Annotated in this window: 15 protein-coding genes; 4 read left to right on the top strand and 11 right to left on the bottom strand. The window is 65.4% G+C overall.

Annotated elements, in window-relative coordinates; genetic code table 11:
* Positions 1–10: 10 nt before the first annotated feature.
* Complete coding sequence (locus G6N38_RS02990) at positions 11–3151, top strand: hypothetical protein (protein ID WP_163746187.1); 3141 nt, start codon at positions 11–13, stop codon at positions 3149–3151.
* Between the two features lie 243 nt (positions 3152–3394).
* Positions 3395–3556: a hypothetical protein gene (locus G6N38_RS30175; protein WP_170314141.1), complete on the top strand. Its 162-nt coding sequence runs from the start codon at positions 3395–3397 to the stop codon at positions 3554–3556.
* 333 nt (positions 3557–3889) lie between these two features.
* Here the strand turns inward: G6N38_RS30175 and G6N38_RS02985 are convergent, their stop codons facing one another.
* The 9 genes from G6N38_RS02985 to G6N38_RS02945 all read right to left on the bottom strand — a co-directional run bounded on the left by G6N38_RS02985 (position 3890) and on the right by G6N38_RS02945 (position 13301).
* Positions 3890–5764, bottom strand: a complete 1875-nt coding sequence (locus G6N38_RS02985; RefSeq protein WP_163746186.1) for a CocE/NonD family hydrolase — start codon at positions 5762–5764, stop codon at positions 3890–3892.
* 4 nt (positions 5765–5768) lie between these two features.
* Positions 5769–8141 (bottom strand): lysylphosphatidylglycerol synthase transmembrane domain-containing protein, encoded by a 2373-nt coding sequence (locus tag G6N38_RS02980; RefSeq protein WP_163746185.1) that lies wholly within the window; start codon positions 8139–8141, stop codon positions 5769–5771.
* Between the two features lie 73 nt (positions 8142–8214).
* Positions 8215–8760: a chromate transporter gene (locus tag G6N38_RS02975; RefSeq protein WP_163746184.1), complete on the bottom strand. Its 546-nt coding sequence runs from the start codon at positions 8758–8760 to the stop codon at positions 8215–8217.
* Positions 8757–9332, bottom strand: coding sequence for a chromate transporter (locus G6N38_RS02970; protein WP_163746183.1), 576 nt, complete (start codon positions 9330–9332; stop codon positions 8757–8759). Before G6N38_RS02970 ends, G6N38_RS02975 begins: the two co-directional genes overlap by 4 nt.
* Complete coding sequence (locus G6N38_RS02965; protein ID WP_163746182.1) at positions 9325–10314, bottom strand: phospholipase D-like domain-containing protein; 990 nt, start codon at positions 10312–10314, stop codon at positions 9325–9327. The genes G6N38_RS02970 and G6N38_RS02965 overlap by 8 nt, the downstream gene beginning before the upstream one ends.
* A 69-nt stretch (positions 10315–10383) precedes the next feature.
* Positions 10384–10992 (bottom strand): hypothetical protein, encoded by a 609-nt coding sequence (locus tag G6N38_RS02960; RefSeq protein WP_163746181.1) that lies wholly within the window; start codon positions 10990–10992, stop codon positions 10384–10386.
* An 86-nt stretch (positions 10993–11078) separates the two neighbouring features.
* Entirely contained in the window at positions 11079–11720 is a 642-nt protein-coding gene (locus G6N38_RS02955) for a hypothetical protein (RefSeq protein ID WP_163746180.1), read from the bottom strand.
* A gap of 7 nt (positions 11721–11727) precedes the next feature.
* Positions 11728–12408: an MspA family porin gene (locus G6N38_RS02950; protein ID WP_163746179.1), complete on the bottom strand. Its 681-nt coding sequence runs from the start codon at positions 12406–12408 to the stop codon at positions 11728–11730.
* Between the two features lie 209 nt (positions 12409–12617).
* Positions 12618–13301 (bottom strand): MspA family porin, encoded by a 684-nt coding sequence (locus tag G6N38_RS02945; protein WP_163746178.1) that lies wholly within the window; start codon positions 13299–13301, stop codon positions 12618–12620.
* A gap of 385 nt (positions 13302–13686) precedes the next feature.
* Between G6N38_RS02945 and G6N38_RS02940 the strand changes: the two genes are divergently transcribed.
* Positions 13687–14274 (top strand): Rv2240c family protein, encoded by a 588-nt coding sequence (locus tag G6N38_RS02940; protein WP_163746177.1) that lies wholly within the window; start codon positions 13687–13689, stop codon positions 14272–14274.
* Positions 14275–14376: 102 nt separating this feature from the next.
* Here the strand turns inward: G6N38_RS02940 and G6N38_RS02935 are convergent, their stop codons facing one another.
* Together G6N38_RS02935 and G6N38_RS02930 are read right to left on the bottom strand one after the other, a co-directional pair.
* Positions 14377–15606 (bottom strand): hypothetical protein, encoded by a 1230-nt coding sequence (locus tag G6N38_RS02935; protein WP_456320181.1) that lies wholly within the window; start codon positions 15604–15606, stop codon positions 14377–14379.
* Positions 15607–16035: 429 nt separating this feature from the next.
* Complete coding sequence (locus tag G6N38_RS02930; protein ID WP_163746175.1) at positions 16036–16530, bottom strand: hypothetical protein; 495 nt, start codon at positions 16528–16530, stop codon at positions 16036–16038.
* A gap of 75 nt (positions 16531–16605) precedes the next feature.
* On the opposite strand from G6N38_RS02930, the gene G6N38_RS02925 reads away from it, so the two are divergent.
* Positions 16606–16857 (top strand): hypothetical protein, encoded by a 252-nt coding sequence (locus tag G6N38_RS02925; RefSeq protein ID WP_163746174.1) that lies wholly within the window; start codon positions 16606–16608, stop codon positions 16855–16857.
* Positions 16858–16866: the final 9 nt, after the last annotated feature.

Below are 16866 nucleotides of genomic sequence, written 5' to 3'. Positions count from 1 at the left end.
GTGGCCGGCAATGCTGTTTGTGTTCTATGTCGGATGGGGTGTGGTCGAAGTAGTCGACAGCACGCTGTCGCTGATGCATTTGGCGGGTGGTACGTCCGCGGGAGCGTCGACAATCACGTCGCCCTTTTCGCTGGGGTCGCGCGGTGCGGCGTCGGATGCGATTAACCAATGGAACCAGTGGAGCGACCGGTACTCCCTACCCGCACTTGGTTCTGGCCCGAACACGGGACTAGCGCTTGGCTTTGTGCTGAGCATCTACGTATTTGCCGATATCGCCTTGATTGCGGCGCCGTTGGTCGTCGTCGCGTTCCACATCAACGACAGTGCCACGCGCAGGTTGAGAGACTTCAAAGCAAAAATGAAGGGAAAGAAAGCTGGCGGCGATGAGGCAGCCTCAAAAGAGGTAGATGTCGCGCTGAGTCGAGTCTCGGGGGTCGACGGCTTGCTCACGATGGCCAAATTCACTGCGGTGGGCTTTCTGATTTTCGTGATTCTCCAGGACCTTGCCTTCCTCGCTTCGGGGATAACTCAGCAGGGCTGGCTCATCTGGTTAACGGGTGTCCTGTCGCTATTAAAATGGCTGATGCTCGGGTCTGTTGTCATCGGCCTCGGAGTGGGGTTGATCGGATCCCGGGAGATGCTCCACGACACGGTGGAGGAGCTGCAGACGGCTCGAAAGAAGCGCAACACCTGGGCGTATGTACTCGCTCTGCGGATCCAGATCGGCATTGGTGCACTTTTGCTGGTGTTCGGTGGACTTCGCGGTGATCTCGGCCGCCAATTCGATGACGCGTTCTTGTTTCCATTCGGTGACGGCGGCGGCATCGGGTGGCGGACGGCGGGGATCGCCGCTGTCCTGGTGGCGGTGATGCTGGTGACGGCGAATCTCTGCATGCGTGCATATTTGCCGCGGTCGGATGTCTTGCCTTCGGGCCCGCTGAACGAGAACGTACACGAGCCGGTCGAGCCGAAGGGCCAAGCGAGGACCAAGAGTATCGGATCGATAATCCTCGGCGTTGTCTTGGTCGGCATAGGTGTGGCCGCGTTGAAATTCAGCTGGCCTATCGGCGTTGTGTTCCTGGGCCCTGGAATAATCTATTTATTGATCGGCGTGTACAGCCAGTTTACGTTGGTCGAAACGAAACCCGATATCATCAACACTGATGCCGACTCGAATCGCAAAATCGGCTTGCCGTATTCGATAGCAGTTGCGGTGATCCCGCTGGTTGTGTTGACCGCGCTTGCGGTTCGTAACGGTGTCCGCCTATTGACGGTTCATCAATACGGCTACGGCGGTTTGCTCATTCTCGGATTTCCGATTGGAGCAATCGTTGTCGGTGCGGGGGTTGTTGCAGCGACATTCGCGGTTCTTCACGCGTCCGGGCGTATCAACGGTGCGCATGCTGACGCCGATCGTCGCGACGGTCGACCTGGACGGTGGACTGCCGCGGCTGTGGGGTCACTGGCCATTCCACTATTTCTCGCAATGGGGCTCTATCCACAGGTGGGCGGCCACATTCTGGGGCCCTGGGGTGCCATTCTGGCCCTCTGCATTGCGCTTGCCTTTGTTGGTGCTGCACTGGTGATGCTGAGCGATCAGGTTCGAACCTGGGGGCTGCTGGCGGCGATAGGTTTTCGGCGTACCCCGTTCATTTTCGGGATCTTGTTGTGTCTCATCATCAACTCCGCAATCGACGACAAATACGTGTATCACGACACCCGCCTCGGCGAGCGCCTCGCTGCCAGTTCTGATCGCGCGTCGAATGGGCCCTTGTCCCAGATCTCGCTGACGGCGGCCCTTGATCAATGGGCGGTCGTCCAGCGCAGCAAGAACCCTGGTCGCACTGAGATCCCGTTGGTCTTCGTCGCATCGGCAGGAGGCGGGATAAGGGCGGCGTATTGGACGGCACTGGTGATGCGGTGCTTGACACAAGCCGCAAACAACCCATGCCGACAGGACCAGGCGCTGCCATTGGAATCGATCTTTTTGGCCAGCGGCATTTCCGGGGGCAGTCTCGGTCTGGCCGGACTTCATGCCGCTCCCAACGCAACTGCCTGGGTGGATTCGTTGAAAGCGGATTTCCTTGGCCCCACCGTCGCGGCGATGACATTCCGGGATCTGGCAAATGCATTGCTGCGCATCAATATTCACGATTCCGATCGTGCTGCCGTGCTGGAGCGAGCATGGGAGGAGGCGGCGGCCGAACAAGGCGGCCATCTGGACCGGGGTCTCATGCAAACGGCGAAAAACCCTGACGGGACCATCGCCTTTCCCTTGCTCGTCCTCAACGGTACGTCCGTCACCGATGGGTGTCGGGTCACCGCTACCGCCCTCGATCTCTCGACCGTGTCTCCGCCGGAGGATCTGAACGGGTCCAGCGCGACCGACTGCCTCGCGCTGAATCAACAGCGATTCCGGCGAGGCGAGGCGTTACCCGCGTTGCCGGCCACCAAGGACGTGTTCGACAACACGTGCCGCGGCAAGGGCGATCGCGATCCCAGCGATATTCGCCTGTCGACCGCCGCCCTGCTCAGCGCGCGCTTCCCCTACGTTTCGCCGACCGGCGGGCTGTACTCATGCAACGGCGACGATCGAACCTTCGACCTTGACGGTGGCCTGATCGACTCGTCCGGCGCGCTGCCGCTGGCGCTGCTGTGGCCCGAGATCGCCCAGTGGATCAACGACGAGGACAAGAAGGACGACTCGGTGTGTTTCGCGCCGAAGCTGATCATCATGGAGAACGGGTATCTCGACCAGACCAGGTCGCAACCTTCCACGCACCCAAGTGAATGGGCGGCGCCACTCGAGGGGGCGATGGCGACTCAGGGTGCGGCCGCTTCGACCGCGCGACAAGCCGCGGCGTACGCGTTCGAGAAGTCGTTCCGCGGTCATACCTGCACCGGCGATGCGCAGTCGGCATCCGACTGGGTCGTGCCCAACGTCGTCGACCTGTATCCGATCGCCCAGCCCGGCATTCAGGCCCCGTTGGGCTGGACCCTTGCGTTCTATTCGCGGGAGTCGCTGGAGGGAGAGGTCCACAGCGAGTTGAACCTGTGCTCGATGGATATTGTCGCCGCTTGGTCGAGCGGATCGAAGGCTCAACCCGGATCGTGCAAGAAAAAAGATGGAGCGGACCCGGCCACGTCTTAGCCCACATTGTGATCGGGGTCATACTGCTCGACTCTCGTCGAGGATCTCATGGTCACGACTGTGCAAATCCACTAGCCCAACTAACTTTTGAACTCTAAGGTCGGTCTCAGGTACTTGAGAAAGATCGGAGCTACGGTGATCGAGTTGGGCAAAGTTGCATACGTCGTCTTCTTCGTAGTAGCGGCACTGTGGCTCTGCCTTACAGCCGAAAGCGAATAGGACCGAGAGCGAGTGGCTACAACGATGAGCGATTCCATGATGACGTCGGTCGATCTGATCCGCTATGCGATTGCCGATCAGATTCGTGAGCTCGGTGGAGACGCCGACATGATCGATCAGATCGCCATGTCCGCCGCGTACGCCGTGTTCATTGGCGCGGCCGCCGATGCGGTCCGGCCCAGGTAGATCTACGGTTCGCCAAGGGGTCTGCCCGACCCGTTGCCGCGTCCCGGGCTCTAGCCAGCCGGTGATCGACGGCTTCTCGGCGAGCTACTTCAACGCCTCACTGTGCCGGTGTGGCATCTGATCCAGAAGTCCTGCGCCGCACGCCAGTAGACGCTTGTTGGCCCCCGGCTTGATTCTGCGGGGCACTACTTTCTGTCAGTCCTTCCCTAAGGCGTATGTCCTACCGTGACGGCCCGATCTGTCTTGCGGTATCCGCCTGTGCGACTTCCTGATTCGGATAGAGCGCTGCTGCGGGAACTCCTGGGCAGCTGATCGACGCCCACCCTTGCGTCGTCACGTGATGGGGAACCGGTCGGATCCCTGGCCGCTTGCCGGAATCACCGGGATGACCACCGCTGACGGATGGGCGGCATCGTGCAGGATCGTCTGCGTTGCGGGCAGCGTCGCGGCGCTCTGTCCGAACGGTTGGCCGGTATTCGGGTTGGGTGCGAACTGCGGGTAGTCGCTGCTGGAGATCTCCAGCCGGATCCGATCGCCGGCGCGGAACAGGTAACTCGTCGGCCAGATCGCAATGTGGTATTCGTGGGGCTGGTCCGGAAGACCCGGGCGCGGTGCAGCCAACGAATCGCGAAACGCGGTCCGCAGAATGCCGTTGTTCAGATTGATCGCGTCGCCGTCAGGCTTGACCACGATCAGCTTCGCGGTGAAGTCGGTGTCGACGGCCGAGGACGAGGCCCAGAGATCGACGGTCGTCGGCCCGGTCACTTCGGTGTCTTCCGGAAGCGGATCGCTGCTGTAGACCAGGACGTCGGAACGCTGTTCGACGGGGGTCTGGTCGTAGGGACCCTGCGGGCCCGAGCGGGCGCCGCAACACGAATGCCCGCCCGCACTGGGAGCGGGATCGGTCGGGTCGTAGCGGTAGCGGTCCGGTGCCTGATCCGCAGCGGGTGTCGCTGTGCTCAGTGTGCCGCTGCGCGAGTCGATCTGGCCGTCGCCGGACAAGAAATATCTACTCCACCGGGTCTGGGGCAACGGCCAGCTGTCGGCCGACTTCCACGTGTTGGCGCCCATCACGAAGTAGTCCACCCGCGGTGTGCCTGAGACGTGATTGTCGACGCCCTTGAGGAAGTGGTCGTACCACGACAGCATCAGCTCGTTGATCGGACTGTCGCCCACGCTGCCGATGTCCTTGAGTAACGGAGCTGGTTCGGACCCCCGGCGACCCCAGTCGACGTGATCCCACGGACCGATGACCAGCCGTTGGTTCGTCCGGGCCTGTGGCGTGCCCGCTGAACTCACCATCCCGGTGAAGTTCTCGATCCCGCCGGTGAGGAACGCGTCGTACCATCCCTCGACGTCGAGCACCGGCACCCGCACCGACGGGTAGCGGTCACGGATACTCCACTGCCGCCAAAAGCTGTCACGTGACGAATGAGTGATCCAGTCGAAATACCACGGTGCCACAGCGGGATTGGCGGGTTGCAGCACCGGAAGAGCGCCGTAGGGCCGGAAGTCCAGCCATCGCGTGGTTTCCGCCGCGGCCAGCTTCAGTGCGGCCGCGGTGGCGTCGTCACGCCGATTGGTCGCCGCGCTGGTGGCCAGACCGATCGCCCACGGCAGGACGAACGCCAGCCGGAATTGACCGCCTTCGTACATCCAGCCGTCGAAGTAGTCCGAAGCGGTGTTGGCCGGCACGATGGTGACCAGATGCGGGGGAGTCGTTGTCGCGGCGAGCCATTGCGTTGCGCCGACGTACGACGAGCCGTACATGCCGACCTTGCCGTTGGACCCGGGCAGGGCGGCGGCCCACTCGACCGAGTCATAGCCGTCGTCGCCGTCATGGGTGAACTCGCTGAAGGTTCCCCCCGATGTGCCCTGACCCCGAACATCTTGAATGACAACGAGATAACAATGCGACGCGAACCAGTCGGGGCTTTGATAGCGCGACGGTTGGACCTGTGCGCCCGACTTTCCGTACTGGGTACGCATCAGGATCACCGGCACGGCGTTGGCGGTGTCCGGCCGGTAGACGTCGGCGCGCAGGATCGTGCCGTCGCGCATTCGCGACGCCACGTCGGTCTGCTTGGTAACCCCGCACTGGCCGCGGCCGCTCGATGGCGGCCACGCCGAGTCTGCGGCCGGCTTGCCCGGCGCACCGCATGCCGTCAGAACAAGTGCCAGCGTGGACAGCACCGCCAAGATACGCATCGCCCTAGATCATCTCTTTTGCGGTGAGCCACCGCATGATCGGCCAACCCGCGAACACCGGCAGCCAGCACGTCAGCACCCGGTAGAGCAGCACCGCGGGCACTCCGACAGCGGCGGGCACGCCGAAGGCGGCCAGCCCACCGATCAGTGCCGCCTCCACCGCGCCGACACCGCCGGGCGTGGGTGCCGCCGATGCGAGGGTGCCGCCGACCATCGTCACGATGGTGACCGTGACGAACGTGGTGTCACCGCCAAAGGCTTCGATACTGGCCCACAACACCAGCGCTTGTCCAAGAGTGGTTGTGGCACAACCCAGCACAATGACCGCCAACCGCTTGGGCTCGCGGATCAGGTCGAGAAGTTCACTGCCGACCTCCTGGATCCGGGGGCGGACCGAGGTGCCGAGCCAGCGGCGCGCCCGTGGGACCAACAGGAACGTCCCCAGCACGCCCAGCGCGACACCGCCGATCAGGTAGAGCAGCGTGGCACTCGGCACGAAATGGGACAGGTCGGCGGTGGCCCCGGCGGCCACGCTGAAGAAGATCAGCAGTGTCACATGGGTGATCACCTGTACGGCTTGCTGCAGTGCGACGGCCGCGGTGGCCCGCAACGCGCCCAGTCCGCCCTTCTGCAGGAAGCGCGTGCTGAGAGCCAGCCCGCCGACGCCGGCCGGTGTGGTGGTGGCGGCAAAGGTGTTGGCGAACTGCATGATGACCAGGTTGCGGAAGCTGACCAGCCCGGAAGCGCACGCCCACAATGCCGCTGCCGCACCGATATACGTCAGCGCGGACACCGCAAGCCCGAGTAGTGCCCACCACCAGTTCGCGTTACGTAGTTCGCTGAAGAACGTGGGTACGGTGCTGATGAAGGGATAGGCGACGTAGACCAGGGCCACCAGCAGGACCAGTTGGATGACCTGCTTGCGGGTGAACCGGGTGATGGTCTCGGTCTTGATTTCGTCGGCGCCGGTCTGCCGCTTCACCTCGTCGCGCGCGGCGGCCATGATGGCCTTTGGATCGTTGACCGACTTGCGAATTCGGGCGGGCACCGCAGCTCTGGTGAGGCGGCGCGACGCGTTGAGCACGATCTCCTTGCCCAGCGTGTCGACGGCGGCCCGGACGGCCGGTTCGGCGCCGAATCGATCGGTCGTCGTCACCAGCAGCGCGGCGATATCCGACTGCAGCTGTTCGTCGGTCGCGCCGAACTCCGAACTGCCGAAGCCGCCGAACAACACCTTGCCGGACTCGACGGTCATCTCAGTGAAACGCAGGTCACCATGCGCGATCTGGTGCCGGTGCAACACCCCGAGTGATCCCCAGATAGTGGTCACCAGCGCCTCATCGGAGGTGGCCCCGATCGGGGTGCCGAGCGACGGGGTGTGCGCGTACAGCGTCCACCCGCGCGCCAGCGCACCGACGGCCATCGTGGTGGTGTTGGACACCCCCAGATCGCCGACCGCGATCGTCATCAACGCGCGGTGTTCGACGGCGCGTCGCATCGAGGCCTGCAGCGGCGCGGTCTCGGCGTCGCGCAGAATCAGCCACCGCCAGAACTGGCGCATTGCGCCGCCGCTGCGCTGATTGGGCCCGTACATCTCGACGACCACGCGCGCGCCGGTATCGTCGGCCGCCGCCAACTCCAGCGGACCGGTACTGGCCGGGCGCACCACGGTCAGAGACGTCACGAGGAATCCCCGGCGGGACAACGCCCGCACCGCTCCATCCAGGGGCACCTCGAGACCCGGGGTGCCCACCACCCACACCGTCAGCGCACCGACGAACCAGCCGACCGACAATCCGAGCAGTGAGCGGGCCGGAACCACCGCGCTGACAACGAGGTGAATCGGCACGAACGCCAACAACAGGGTCCACCACCATCGACGCCAGCGGCCCGGCAGCCATGGCCCGCAGACCGTCAGGACCGCGGCGAGCATGGCGATCCAGCGGGGATCGTCGAGGAACTGCGACAACGTGGTCGACAGCCGCTCCGAGAGGTCGAAATGCCAGCGGGGCGCGGCAATACCGTTGCCGGTGATGGACAGCGAGAACACGGCAAGGAACCCGGCCGCTGCGTAGGCCGCGAACAGCTTCCACTGCCGCGCGGCGATCAATCCGATCAGGATCACGAACGGCAGCGCCAGGATCGCCACGCCGTAGGCCAGATAGACCAGGTTGGACTGGGTGGGGGTGAGCACCCCCACGATCCGCGACACCGATTTCTCCAGCCCGACCCAGTCGTTGCGGGTGATCAGTGAGCTGGTGATGACGATGGCCAGGAAGAGCGTGGCCAGCCCGAGTCGAACGATGTCGTTGGTCCGGCGGGCCAACGGGAGCAGCACGTCGCCGGAAACGGCAACATCGCGCCCGTCAACTCGCATCGCTGCAACTTATCCCGAGTTACTGCCGGGAGGTCTCATTGGCCAGCTGACCGGTGTCTGATTGACCCCGCGCTCAGACGAAGCCGACGTACCCCAGCAGTGCCGCGGCGCCCACCACGATCAGCGGGTTGGTCTTGGTTCGGACGAAGATGAGCGTCGCGACACCGGTGATCAGATAGGCCCGCCAATCGTGATCGGCGGCCTTGCTCATGACCACTGAGCTCGCCAGGACCAGCCCCACGGTCAGCGGGGCGAAACCCTTTTCAACGGCGTACCGCAGCTTGGACTTCTGGGCCTTCTGCCAGGACAGGGTGATCAGGTACATCAGCCCCGCCGCGGGCACCACCATCGCCACCGTGGCGAGCACACCGCCGATGACGCCGCCAAGGACCCCGGCCACGCCCAGCCCGGCCGCGTAGCCGACGAGCGCCACGATCAGGATGCTCGGCCCCGGCGCGGCTTGCGAGATCGAGAAGATGTCAGCGAACTGGGAGTTGGTCAGCCAGTGGTGGCCGCTCACTGCCTGAAGGTGCATGTCGGGCAGCACCGTGTTGCCGCCGCCGATCGACAGCAGCGACAACGAGCCGAACATGCCGATGACCGCGAGGAGGGTTTTCATGCGTCGACGGGCTCCGGCTTCTTCCTCGGCCACGCCCAGATCAGGCTCAGTGGTGCCAGGATCGCCAGTGTCTCCAACAACGGCCAGCGCAACAGGCCGTTGAGCACGAAGCTGGCCAGGAAGAAGACGACCGGCATCACGCCCTTGAGGCACTTCTGGCCGGTCTGGATCACCATCGCCAGAGTCAGGGCGACGGCAGCGGCCGAGGCGCCGTGCAGTGCGCCCTTCACCGCGGGTATCTCCTTGAAGGTGAAGTAGACGAAGCCGAGCGCGAGGATAATCGTGACGGGTATCAGGCACAGCCCGATCACCGCCGCAACGGCGCCGATCAAGCCCTTCATCTTGGTGCCGACAAAGACCGCAAGGTTCACCTGGTTGGCGCCTGGCACGATCCGGCACATCGTCAGGGCGCTGAGAAACTCCTCCTCGCCCAGCCACTTCTTCTCGACGACGATGACCTGCCGCGACCACGCTCCGAGGCCGCCGCCGAACGATGCGAGCGCGATGTGGTTGAACGTGCGGGCGATCTCCAGTAGGGAGACCTTATGCAGGGTTGGGCCGGGCTCACTCATGGACCAGATCGTGGTCATGCGGGAACTCGTCCTCGACGGGACGGTTCTTCTCCAACGGGTCGGGCGGCTCGTAGTGGTTGGAAATCTGCCAGTCGCTCTTGAAGACCTCTTTGAGTCGAGCCACGACGTCCGGGTCATCGGTGGTGATGCCGAGTTCGCGGCGCAGATCGAAAGCGCTGCGGTCAATGTTCATCGACCCGACCAGAACCTCTCGGCCGTCGATGATCAACAGCTTGGCGTGCACCCGCAGGTTCTTCTGCTTGCGGACCTCGACCCCGAACCGGCGCAGCGTCCGCAGCGAGGCGAACGTGTCGAGGATGTCCCATTCGCTGATGCCGTGCTTGCCTCCGCACAGGACTCGCACCCTGACGCCGCGGTGGGCGGCTGCCGCAATGTGGTCGAGGATGACGGCGTCGACGTACTTCGGGTGCTGGATGTACAGCTTGCGCTCAGCGGAGTCGATGAATCGAGCCATGTGGTAGCGCGAATTGGAGTTACTCCACAGCAGTCCTTCGTATCTGGGTGGTGTGAAGTCGCGGTGCTCCCAGTCGGCGTTGAACACGTCGACGATCTGTGCCACGTGTTGGGGATCGTGCGTGATGATCCCGTAGTCGCGGGTGAGCGTGAAGTACTTGATCATCAGGTTGTAGGTGGCGACCATGGCCGCGCTTCCGTCGACGACGATCGACTTCTCGTGCGTCACATAGAATTTCGGGCTTGCCCACTGGACGTCGATGCCGGCGCTCTTGAATGCCTCGTAGCTCTCGTCGTTAGCCCGGTCGCCACTCGACCGCTGCGGATTCAGCATGATCCGGACGTCGACGCCGGCCTTCTTCCGATCGATCGCAGCTTCCATCAGGCTGGGTTCGGTGAAGGTGAATTGCTTTATCAGAAGGGAGGTTTGCGCGCTCATCATGAATTCGAGGACCGGATCCAAACCGTCGTCTGGCTCGACGATTACGCGCGGGGCGTTAGCAGGCATAGGTTTGGGATGCTAGCACCAGAATCCCCTCGGCACTTTGCCGTTGGGTGAATGTCGCGCGCGTCGTACTCACTGGGCCGGCGCGGGTTCTGCCGGATCTGCCAGGCCGAAGCCGAGTCCGGGCGGGACATTGATTTCGGGGCCGGGGGCCGTGCCCGGCAGTGGTTCGCCGAGTTGTTCGTAGGGGACCTGCCCGAGCAATGCGCCGTCGAGCGCGCCGCCCTGATACATCTCGTGAAGGCGGCGCAGGAAAGCCAGTCGGCCCGTGCCCGGTTGATCAGCCGACGGGCCGATGCCGATGTCGGCGACGCCCTGGCCCGGTGCAGCGGGTGTGACGTTCTGCGGCACCAGATATTGATTGTTGAAGGCGTGCAGGTCCGGGGTTGCAACAGCACCCTGCGTTCCTGGTGCCGATGGAACCGAGTTCTGCCCCAGTAGAAGTCCAGGGGCGTACGCGGACAGGTCGGGTAGTCCGAGCGGCCCGACGGCGGGCGCGCCTGCCTGAGCCAGTGCGCTGCCGATGGTCGCGTTGGGTGCAATGTCCGCCGCCGGCGGAATCGGTGGGTCGCTCGGGCCGGGATCAGCTACCGCAGTTGCCGGCCCGGCGAGGGCGGCACCGATCGCGGCCGCGGTCGCGAGTATCAGCTTCGGCGCTGACGTGCGATCGTCGGTACTCATAGCGCCATCCCCTTCTGGCCTCGATTCTCGTCACACCGTAGTCGGCTACGGGCGCGATGACGCCGCGAACGGCGGCGAGAATGCGGTCAGCCTGCCGGAGCCGGCGGAGCCGGTGGCGGCAGGGCCGGGTCCGCGGGCGCGCCGGGGGGCGGCGGTGTTGCCGGGTCAGGCAGGAACTGCTCGGGTCCGGCCGGGATGTTGATCCCCGGTAATGGCGCGGTTCCAGGCAGCGGCTGGCCGAGTTGTTCGGCCGGCATGCGACCCAACGCGCCGTGGATCATCGCGTGGACGCCCTTGAGCCCGTCGACCCGGGCGAACGGGCCGGGTGGCACACCCTGCTGGAGATCGTAGGGAGACGGCGTCGGATCATCAGCACCCTGCATGGTGCGATAGTTCCGCGGCAGCAGGAGCTGAGTGCCGTCGAGGACATCGACATTCGGCGGAGTCGCGGGGGCGGTGCCTGCGGCTGCGACGGCCGGCGCCGGCGTCTGGCCGAGCAACATCTGGTTCCCGGCGGGGCCGCCGAAGAGGTTCGCGAATCCGTTGACAGAATCCGAGATGGTCGCCGCCGGGGGAACGAACCCCTGCTGGGCCGGCGGGGGCGGTGCCCCGGGGTCCGCAGGCGGCAGGTCGTCGGCGACGGCGGTCGCCATGGCGGTGACCGCCGCCCCGACTGCGAGTGCGGCCGTGGCCGCACCCGTGACGAGCGTTCTGTAGAGATAGCCCATTACGAGGTCAGAAGACCTTGGTGACGCCGTAATAGGCGACGATGTCGTCGGCGTCGGTGCCCGAGCTCGTCAGCACCGCGTACGAGCGCAGCGACGACGCGCCGACGCAGTTGTCGACCTTGATATGGATGTCCTTGAGCGTGATGCGCGAGGAGGTGCCCTTGAACGACTTCTTGTCGACGACGACGTTGGTGATGGTGCCCGGACGGGGTTCCACCTCGACCTGCCCTTGGATCGGGAAGCTGATCGACCCCGGAAGTGAGACGCCGGTGGTGGTGAGGCTGCCGTTACCCAGGGTGGCGCCGATCGAGCCGTTGAGCTTGATCTTGTCCATTTCGACGCCGCAGCCGATCTGGTAGCCGGCCTCCAGCGATCCGCCGGCGACCGAGCCCGTCGTGGTACCGGTGAACGTTCCACCGACCACCCAGTCGCGGGAGGACAGGGACGTCGTCAGCGGTGCCACCGGCAGCTGGGTCTCGTCCTTGGCAAGTACGGTCAGGGTGCGGCCGTCGGGAGTCTTGGCGATACCGGGAACCTCGGAAGCGACGACGCCGTTGTCCGGTGGTGGAGCACCAGCGTCGATGACGGGCGGCGCCGCCGGATCGGCCGGGTCGGCCAACGCGAGCGGGGTCGCTCCCATCGGGATCAGCATGCAAACTGCAGCCGCGGTGGCAAAGCGATGCAACATGTCCTGTCGGCGCCTTCCGTCTGTCACTGGGATTGTCCCTGAGAAATGATTGATTGGTGGGGTGTCCAATTGGTGAACGCAGCGCCAACAGCCAGCGCCCGAATCTCATCCACTGAACGTCCCGGTTCGGTCTTTTCGGTGTTCAAATCGGCTGCCCACCACCGCGTCGGTGACGGGCAGCCGATTGTGCGAACGACGATGTGAAGTTGTTAAACGGCCTTGGTGACGCCGAGGTAGGTCACCACGTCGTCGGTGTTGTCGGTCGAGCTCGTCAGCGTTGCGTACGAGCGGATGAAGGACTGGCCCGCGCAACCGTCGATCTTGATCCGGAAGCCGGTGATCGAGACGCGTGGTTTAGTGCCCTTGAACGACTTCTTGCCCACCGGAACGATATTCACCGTGCCCGGCTTGAGGTCGATCTTGATCTGCTCGGACAGCGATAGGCCGAGGGTGATCGGCAGGAGCGAGCCGTTGACCAGCGGGATGCCGACGCCCGGGGTGATACCCGCACTGGTGATGGATTCGAGGTCGTCCTGAATGATGCCGCAGCCGATCTGGTAGCCGGCCTCCAGCGTGCCACCGGCCAGCTTGGTGCTGCCGCCACCGCTGACGTCACCGGTGAACGTTCCGTCCACCAGGTACTCGCGCGACCACGGCGAATTGGTCAGCGAGGCCACAGGTTCCATGGACTCGTTCTTGCCCGTGACGTTGAGCACCCAGCCGTCGGGTGTCTTGAGAACTCCGGGCGCAGCGGAGGGCACGGGCCCCGCCGGTCCGACGTTGGCGGCAGGTGCCACGTTGGGGTCAGCTGGCGGGTCGGCCAACGCCAGCGGAGCCGCTCCCATCGGGGCTAGCAGGCATACTCCAGCCACTGCGGCAAAGCGTTTCAACATGTCGTGTTGGCGCCTCTCGTCGTTGATATCCACAAGTCGTTCGGAGGAATCATTGAGTTGGCGGGTGTCGGGGCGGTAAACACCGCGCCAACAACTCCCACCCGATTACCGTCTACCGGGCGTCATTTCCCTGGGTATACGGTCTGGCGCGGCGTTTTCGGTCTCGAGGTGGTACCAACTCGGCGTGAAGCCGGTGAAGGTGACACCGGATGGATCCTTCGACGGCGCCCGGTGTTCGTTGTCCGTTCACTTTTCCGTCAGTTATCCCGTCGATCATCACTGTCGTCCTGACCCTGGGGAACCCTGATGTCACGGGTTCGGGGTAGGGCTGGTTTGGAACTTCCAGCCGGACGGTTCGGGGGAGCCCACGATCCAGGAGGAAGCGATGAAAACAACAGTGTTGTGCGGCCGGGCCCTTACCGCCGCTTTTTTGGCGTCGGGATTAACGTTGGGCGCCAGCGCTATTGCCGCCGCTGACCCGGACGCGCAGAGCCAGGCGCCGGGGCCCGGGTCGGTTCCGGCCAATGCGGCGCCGCAGGCGCCCCCGCTGGACGTGCCCCCGCCGGACGCCGCGCCACCGGACCCGGGCAACTACGACGCCGTCGTCACAGCCTGTAAGCAGTTCGGTGTGGCGCTGGACTACGCGGCCAATAACTACGAAGACTTCGCGTACAACACCGCCGGTGGTGGGAACAACGTCAACTACGACGATCCGAACGTTGCGAATTCGAACGTCGTCGGCCGCACCGCACTGCGGGAGGCCGCGTCGACAGCGTTGGATGCCGCCAACACGCCTGGGCTGCCCGGCGATATCTCAGCCCCCATGCGGTCGTGGTCGTTCCGTGCCGCGAAGCTGCTCCTGCTCATGGGAATTCGGGGCGGTGGCGACTCGCTGAATACGACGGCCAGCGACATGAACACCGACGCGAAGAACGCGCAGATGGCATGTGCGCTCAATGGCGGACGCGCCTGATCTGAACGGTTGACCGGCTCGCCGCAACCCGGCGCCGGCGACGCACCGACGAAATCGGCCCCCTCCTTTCGGAGGGGGCCGATTCGTTGTCGATTGGCGGAGTTATCCGCCAGCGCCGCCGGTGCCGCCCTTGCCGGGGCTGCCACCGATGGACCCTGAGCCACCCTGGCCGACACTGCCCGCGGTGCTGCCACCCTTGCCGCCGGTGCCGCCATTGCCGCCCTTGCCGCCGGACAGGACGCTGCCGCCGCCGGTGGCACCGTTGCCACCGTTGCCGCCCTTGCCCGTGCTCGTGCCGGTGCCGCCGGTGCCGCCGTTGCCGCCGGCGCCGCCGCTGAACCCGCCGAAGCCGCCGGTGCCGCCCTTACCGCCGGTCGCGCCGGTGGCGCCGTTGCCGCCCTTACCGCCGCCACCGCCGGCACCACCGTTGTTGCCGCCAAGAGCGCCGGTGCCGCCGTTGCCGCCGGTACCGCCCGTCGTGGTGCCGGCACCGCCGTCACCACCGGCCGCGCCCGCGCCGCCGTTGCCGGCCACGCCGCCCGCACCGCCGCTGCCGCCGGTGCCACCGTTGCCGCCGGCACCGCCTGCGCCTGCGCCACCGGTTCCACCGGTTCCACCGGTTCCGCCGTTGCCGGACGCCAGGCCGCCGGTGCCACCGGTACCACCTGCACCGCCGTTGCCGCCGGTTGCAGTGCCTGCGCCGCCTGCGCCCCCCGCGCCGCCTGCGCCGCCGGCTGCCGAGCCGTAGAAGCCGCCCTTGCCGCCGTTGCCGCCCTTGCCGCCGTCGGTTCCAGCGGCACCAGCGCCGTAGCCGGCGCCTCCGGCGCCACCGGCGCCGGCAGCACCGCTACCGGCGATCGGCAGGCTCGCGGCGTTGCCGCCGTTGCCGCCGGCACCACCGGCAACACCGGCGGTCGTGCTGGCGCCACCGGCGCCGCCGGTGCCGCCGCTACCGGCCAAGGCGCCGGCGTCGCCGCCGTTGCCGCCGGCACCACCGGCGATACCCTTGCCGCCGTTGCCGCCGCCGCCGCCGAAGAGCGCACCGGAGGCGGAGCTGCCGGCGAGCAGGCCGCCGTTGCCGCCGTTGCCACCCTTGCCGCCGTTGATGTTGGCGCTGGTGGCGTCGCCGCCGTTGCCGCCGTTGCCGTACAGCCCGGCGCTGCCGCCGTTGCCGCCGTTGTAGCCGTTGCCGCCGTTACCCATCAGCAGGCCACCCTTGCCGCCGTTGCATGCGGCGCTGGCGCACTGGGCGTCTGCTGCGCTATAGCTGTAACCGTTGCCGATGAGCAGGCCACCGTTGGGATGCTCGGCGGTGCCGTTACCGATGAACAGCGAGACGAGGTCGCCAGCGGCGTTGGCCGAGGCGGCACCCGTGACGGTCTTGAGGCTGACGTTGTTGCCTCCCGGCGTGCTCGGCCAGAGCCAGAGCTCGGACTCGCCAGAGGTCAGTTTGTAAGCGGGCGAAGCCGTGGTGGTGGGGGCATCGGTGATGGCGAACAGGACGCCCGCTCCCACCATTGCCGCACTGGCGACGCCTGTGGTCAGGAAGGCTGGGGTCACCACGCGGAGCGTTTTCTTGCGGTGCTTGGACAAGATCGGAATTCCCTTCAGGAAGAAGATCAACCGGCAAATGCGCCGAGTGGTTCACTGCCATGGAAATCCAAGGAGACGCCCCTTACTCGGGGCTGGCCCCCACCTGGCGCATTGCCGAACTTCGGGCTAACGCCAGTTGAACTCAACCTGTAAAACCCGCCGTAGTGGCTATTTGCAGAGTTCGGCGATCCGAGTGTTTGTGGTCTCGGCGTTGCGCAGGCGGTCGGCCTGTGCCAGGTCGGTGTTGGACACCCCGGCTAACGCGTTCATCGAAATATCCTGCAATCCGGTCGCAAAGTCGCGAATCGCATCGGCGAGGTCGGCCGGCGTGCCGGGATTCAGGTGGGCCAACAGGTAGGTTGCGCCGCCCGACATCGCCAGCCGCGCATTGGCCGCGACGCCCTGCACTTCGGTCCCCGCGTCGGCGTGGCTCTGCAACGACACGGCCGAACTCACGAGCCGGTAGGCAGCGCAGGCGTTGGCCTTGGGGTCACCGGTCTGCGATGAGGTGGACGGCGCCGGGCTCGATGGTGCGGGCCGCAGGAGAGCCCACCCGGCCGCCCCGGCGGCGATCAGCGCGATCACCAGAGCCGCAACCGCGATCCAACGCGATGGGGATGTGGGTTGGCGGGCTTCGGTCGACTCTGCGCTCAGCTCCGGCATGGTCCCGATACTAATCACGTCCGTTGGCATTCCTTTAAACCAGTAGTCTGGCTTGCGGAAAGGCGAGCTGTGGCAATGATGACGTGCTTGGTGCGGACGCTCGTCGGCGCCGTGCTGATGGTGGGCGTCATGGTCGCGGCGCCGGCGGCTACCGCGCAGGGTTGTCCGCCCGGGCACATCAATAACCAGTACACCGGTCAGTGTTACTTGCAAGGAAGTGCGCCGACGATCAACGGCGTTCCGTGCGTGGCGAGCAATCGTGGTCTGTGCCAGTCGTTTACGCTGAATCAGCAGCCGCCGCGCAGGCCCTACACCTCGATCGGGTGACTCAGGTCG

Origin of the sequence: Mycolicibacterium helvum (assembly GCF_010731895.1) — a bacterium.
Lineage (GTDB): Bacteria > Actinomycetota > Actinomycetes > Mycobacteriales > Mycobacteriaceae > Mycobacterium > Mycobacterium helvum.
This window is presented reverse-complemented; position numbering and strand designations above follow the sequence as displayed.

Coding starts and splice junctions, on each gene's coding strand:
- G6N38_RS02990 (WP_163746187.1), top strand. CDS start 11: ATGCTGTTTGTGTTCTATGTCGGATGGGGTGTGGTCGAAGTAGTCGAC.
- G6N38_RS30175 (WP_170314141.1), top strand. CDS start 3,395: ATGAGCGATTCCATGATGACGTCGGTCGATCTGATCCGCTATGCGATT.
- G6N38_RS02985 (WP_163746186.1), bottom strand. CDS start 5,764: ATGCGTATCTTGGCGGTGCTGTCCACGCTGGCACTTGTTCTGACGGCA.
- G6N38_RS02980 (WP_163746185.1), bottom strand. CDS start 8,141: ATGCGAGTTGACGGGCGCGATGTTGCCGTTTCCGGCGACGTGCTGCTC.
- G6N38_RS02975 (WP_163746184.1), bottom strand. CDS start 8,760: ATGAAAACCCTCCTCGCGGTCATCGGCATGTTCGGCTCGTTGTCGCTG.
- G6N38_RS02970 (WP_163746183.1), bottom strand. CDS start 9,332: ATGAGTGAGCCCGGCCCAACCCTGCATAAGGTCTCCCTACTGGAGATC.
- G6N38_RS02965 (WP_163746182.1), bottom strand. CDS start 10,314: ATGCCTGCTAACGCCCCGCGCGTAATCGTCGAGCCAGACGACGGTTTG.
- G6N38_RS02960 (WP_163746181.1), bottom strand. CDS start 10,992: ATGAGTACCGACGATCGCACGTCAGCGCCGAAGCTGATACTCGCGACC.
- G6N38_RS02955 (WP_163746180.1), bottom strand. CDS start 11,720: ATGGGCTATCTCTACAGAACGCTCGTCACGGGTGCGGCCACGGCCGCA.
- G6N38_RS02950 (WP_163746179.1), bottom strand. CDS start 12,408: ATGTTGCATCGCTTTGCCACCGCGGCTGCAGTTTGCATGCTGATCCCG.
- G6N38_RS02945 (WP_163746178.1), bottom strand. CDS start 13,301: ATGTTGAAACGCTTTGCCGCAGTGGCTGGAGTATGCCTGCTAGCCCCG.
- G6N38_RS02940 (WP_163746177.1), top strand. CDS start 13,687: ATGAAAACAACAGTGTTGTGCGGCCGGGCCCTTACCGCCGCTTTTTTG.
- G6N38_RS02930 (WP_163746175.1), bottom strand. CDS start 16,530: ATGCCGGAGCTGAGCGCAGAGTCGACCGAAGCCCGCCAACCCACATCC.
- G6N38_RS02925 (WP_163746174.1), top strand. CDS start 16,606: ATGATGACGTGCTTGGTGCGGACGCTCGTCGGCGCCGTGCTGATGGTG.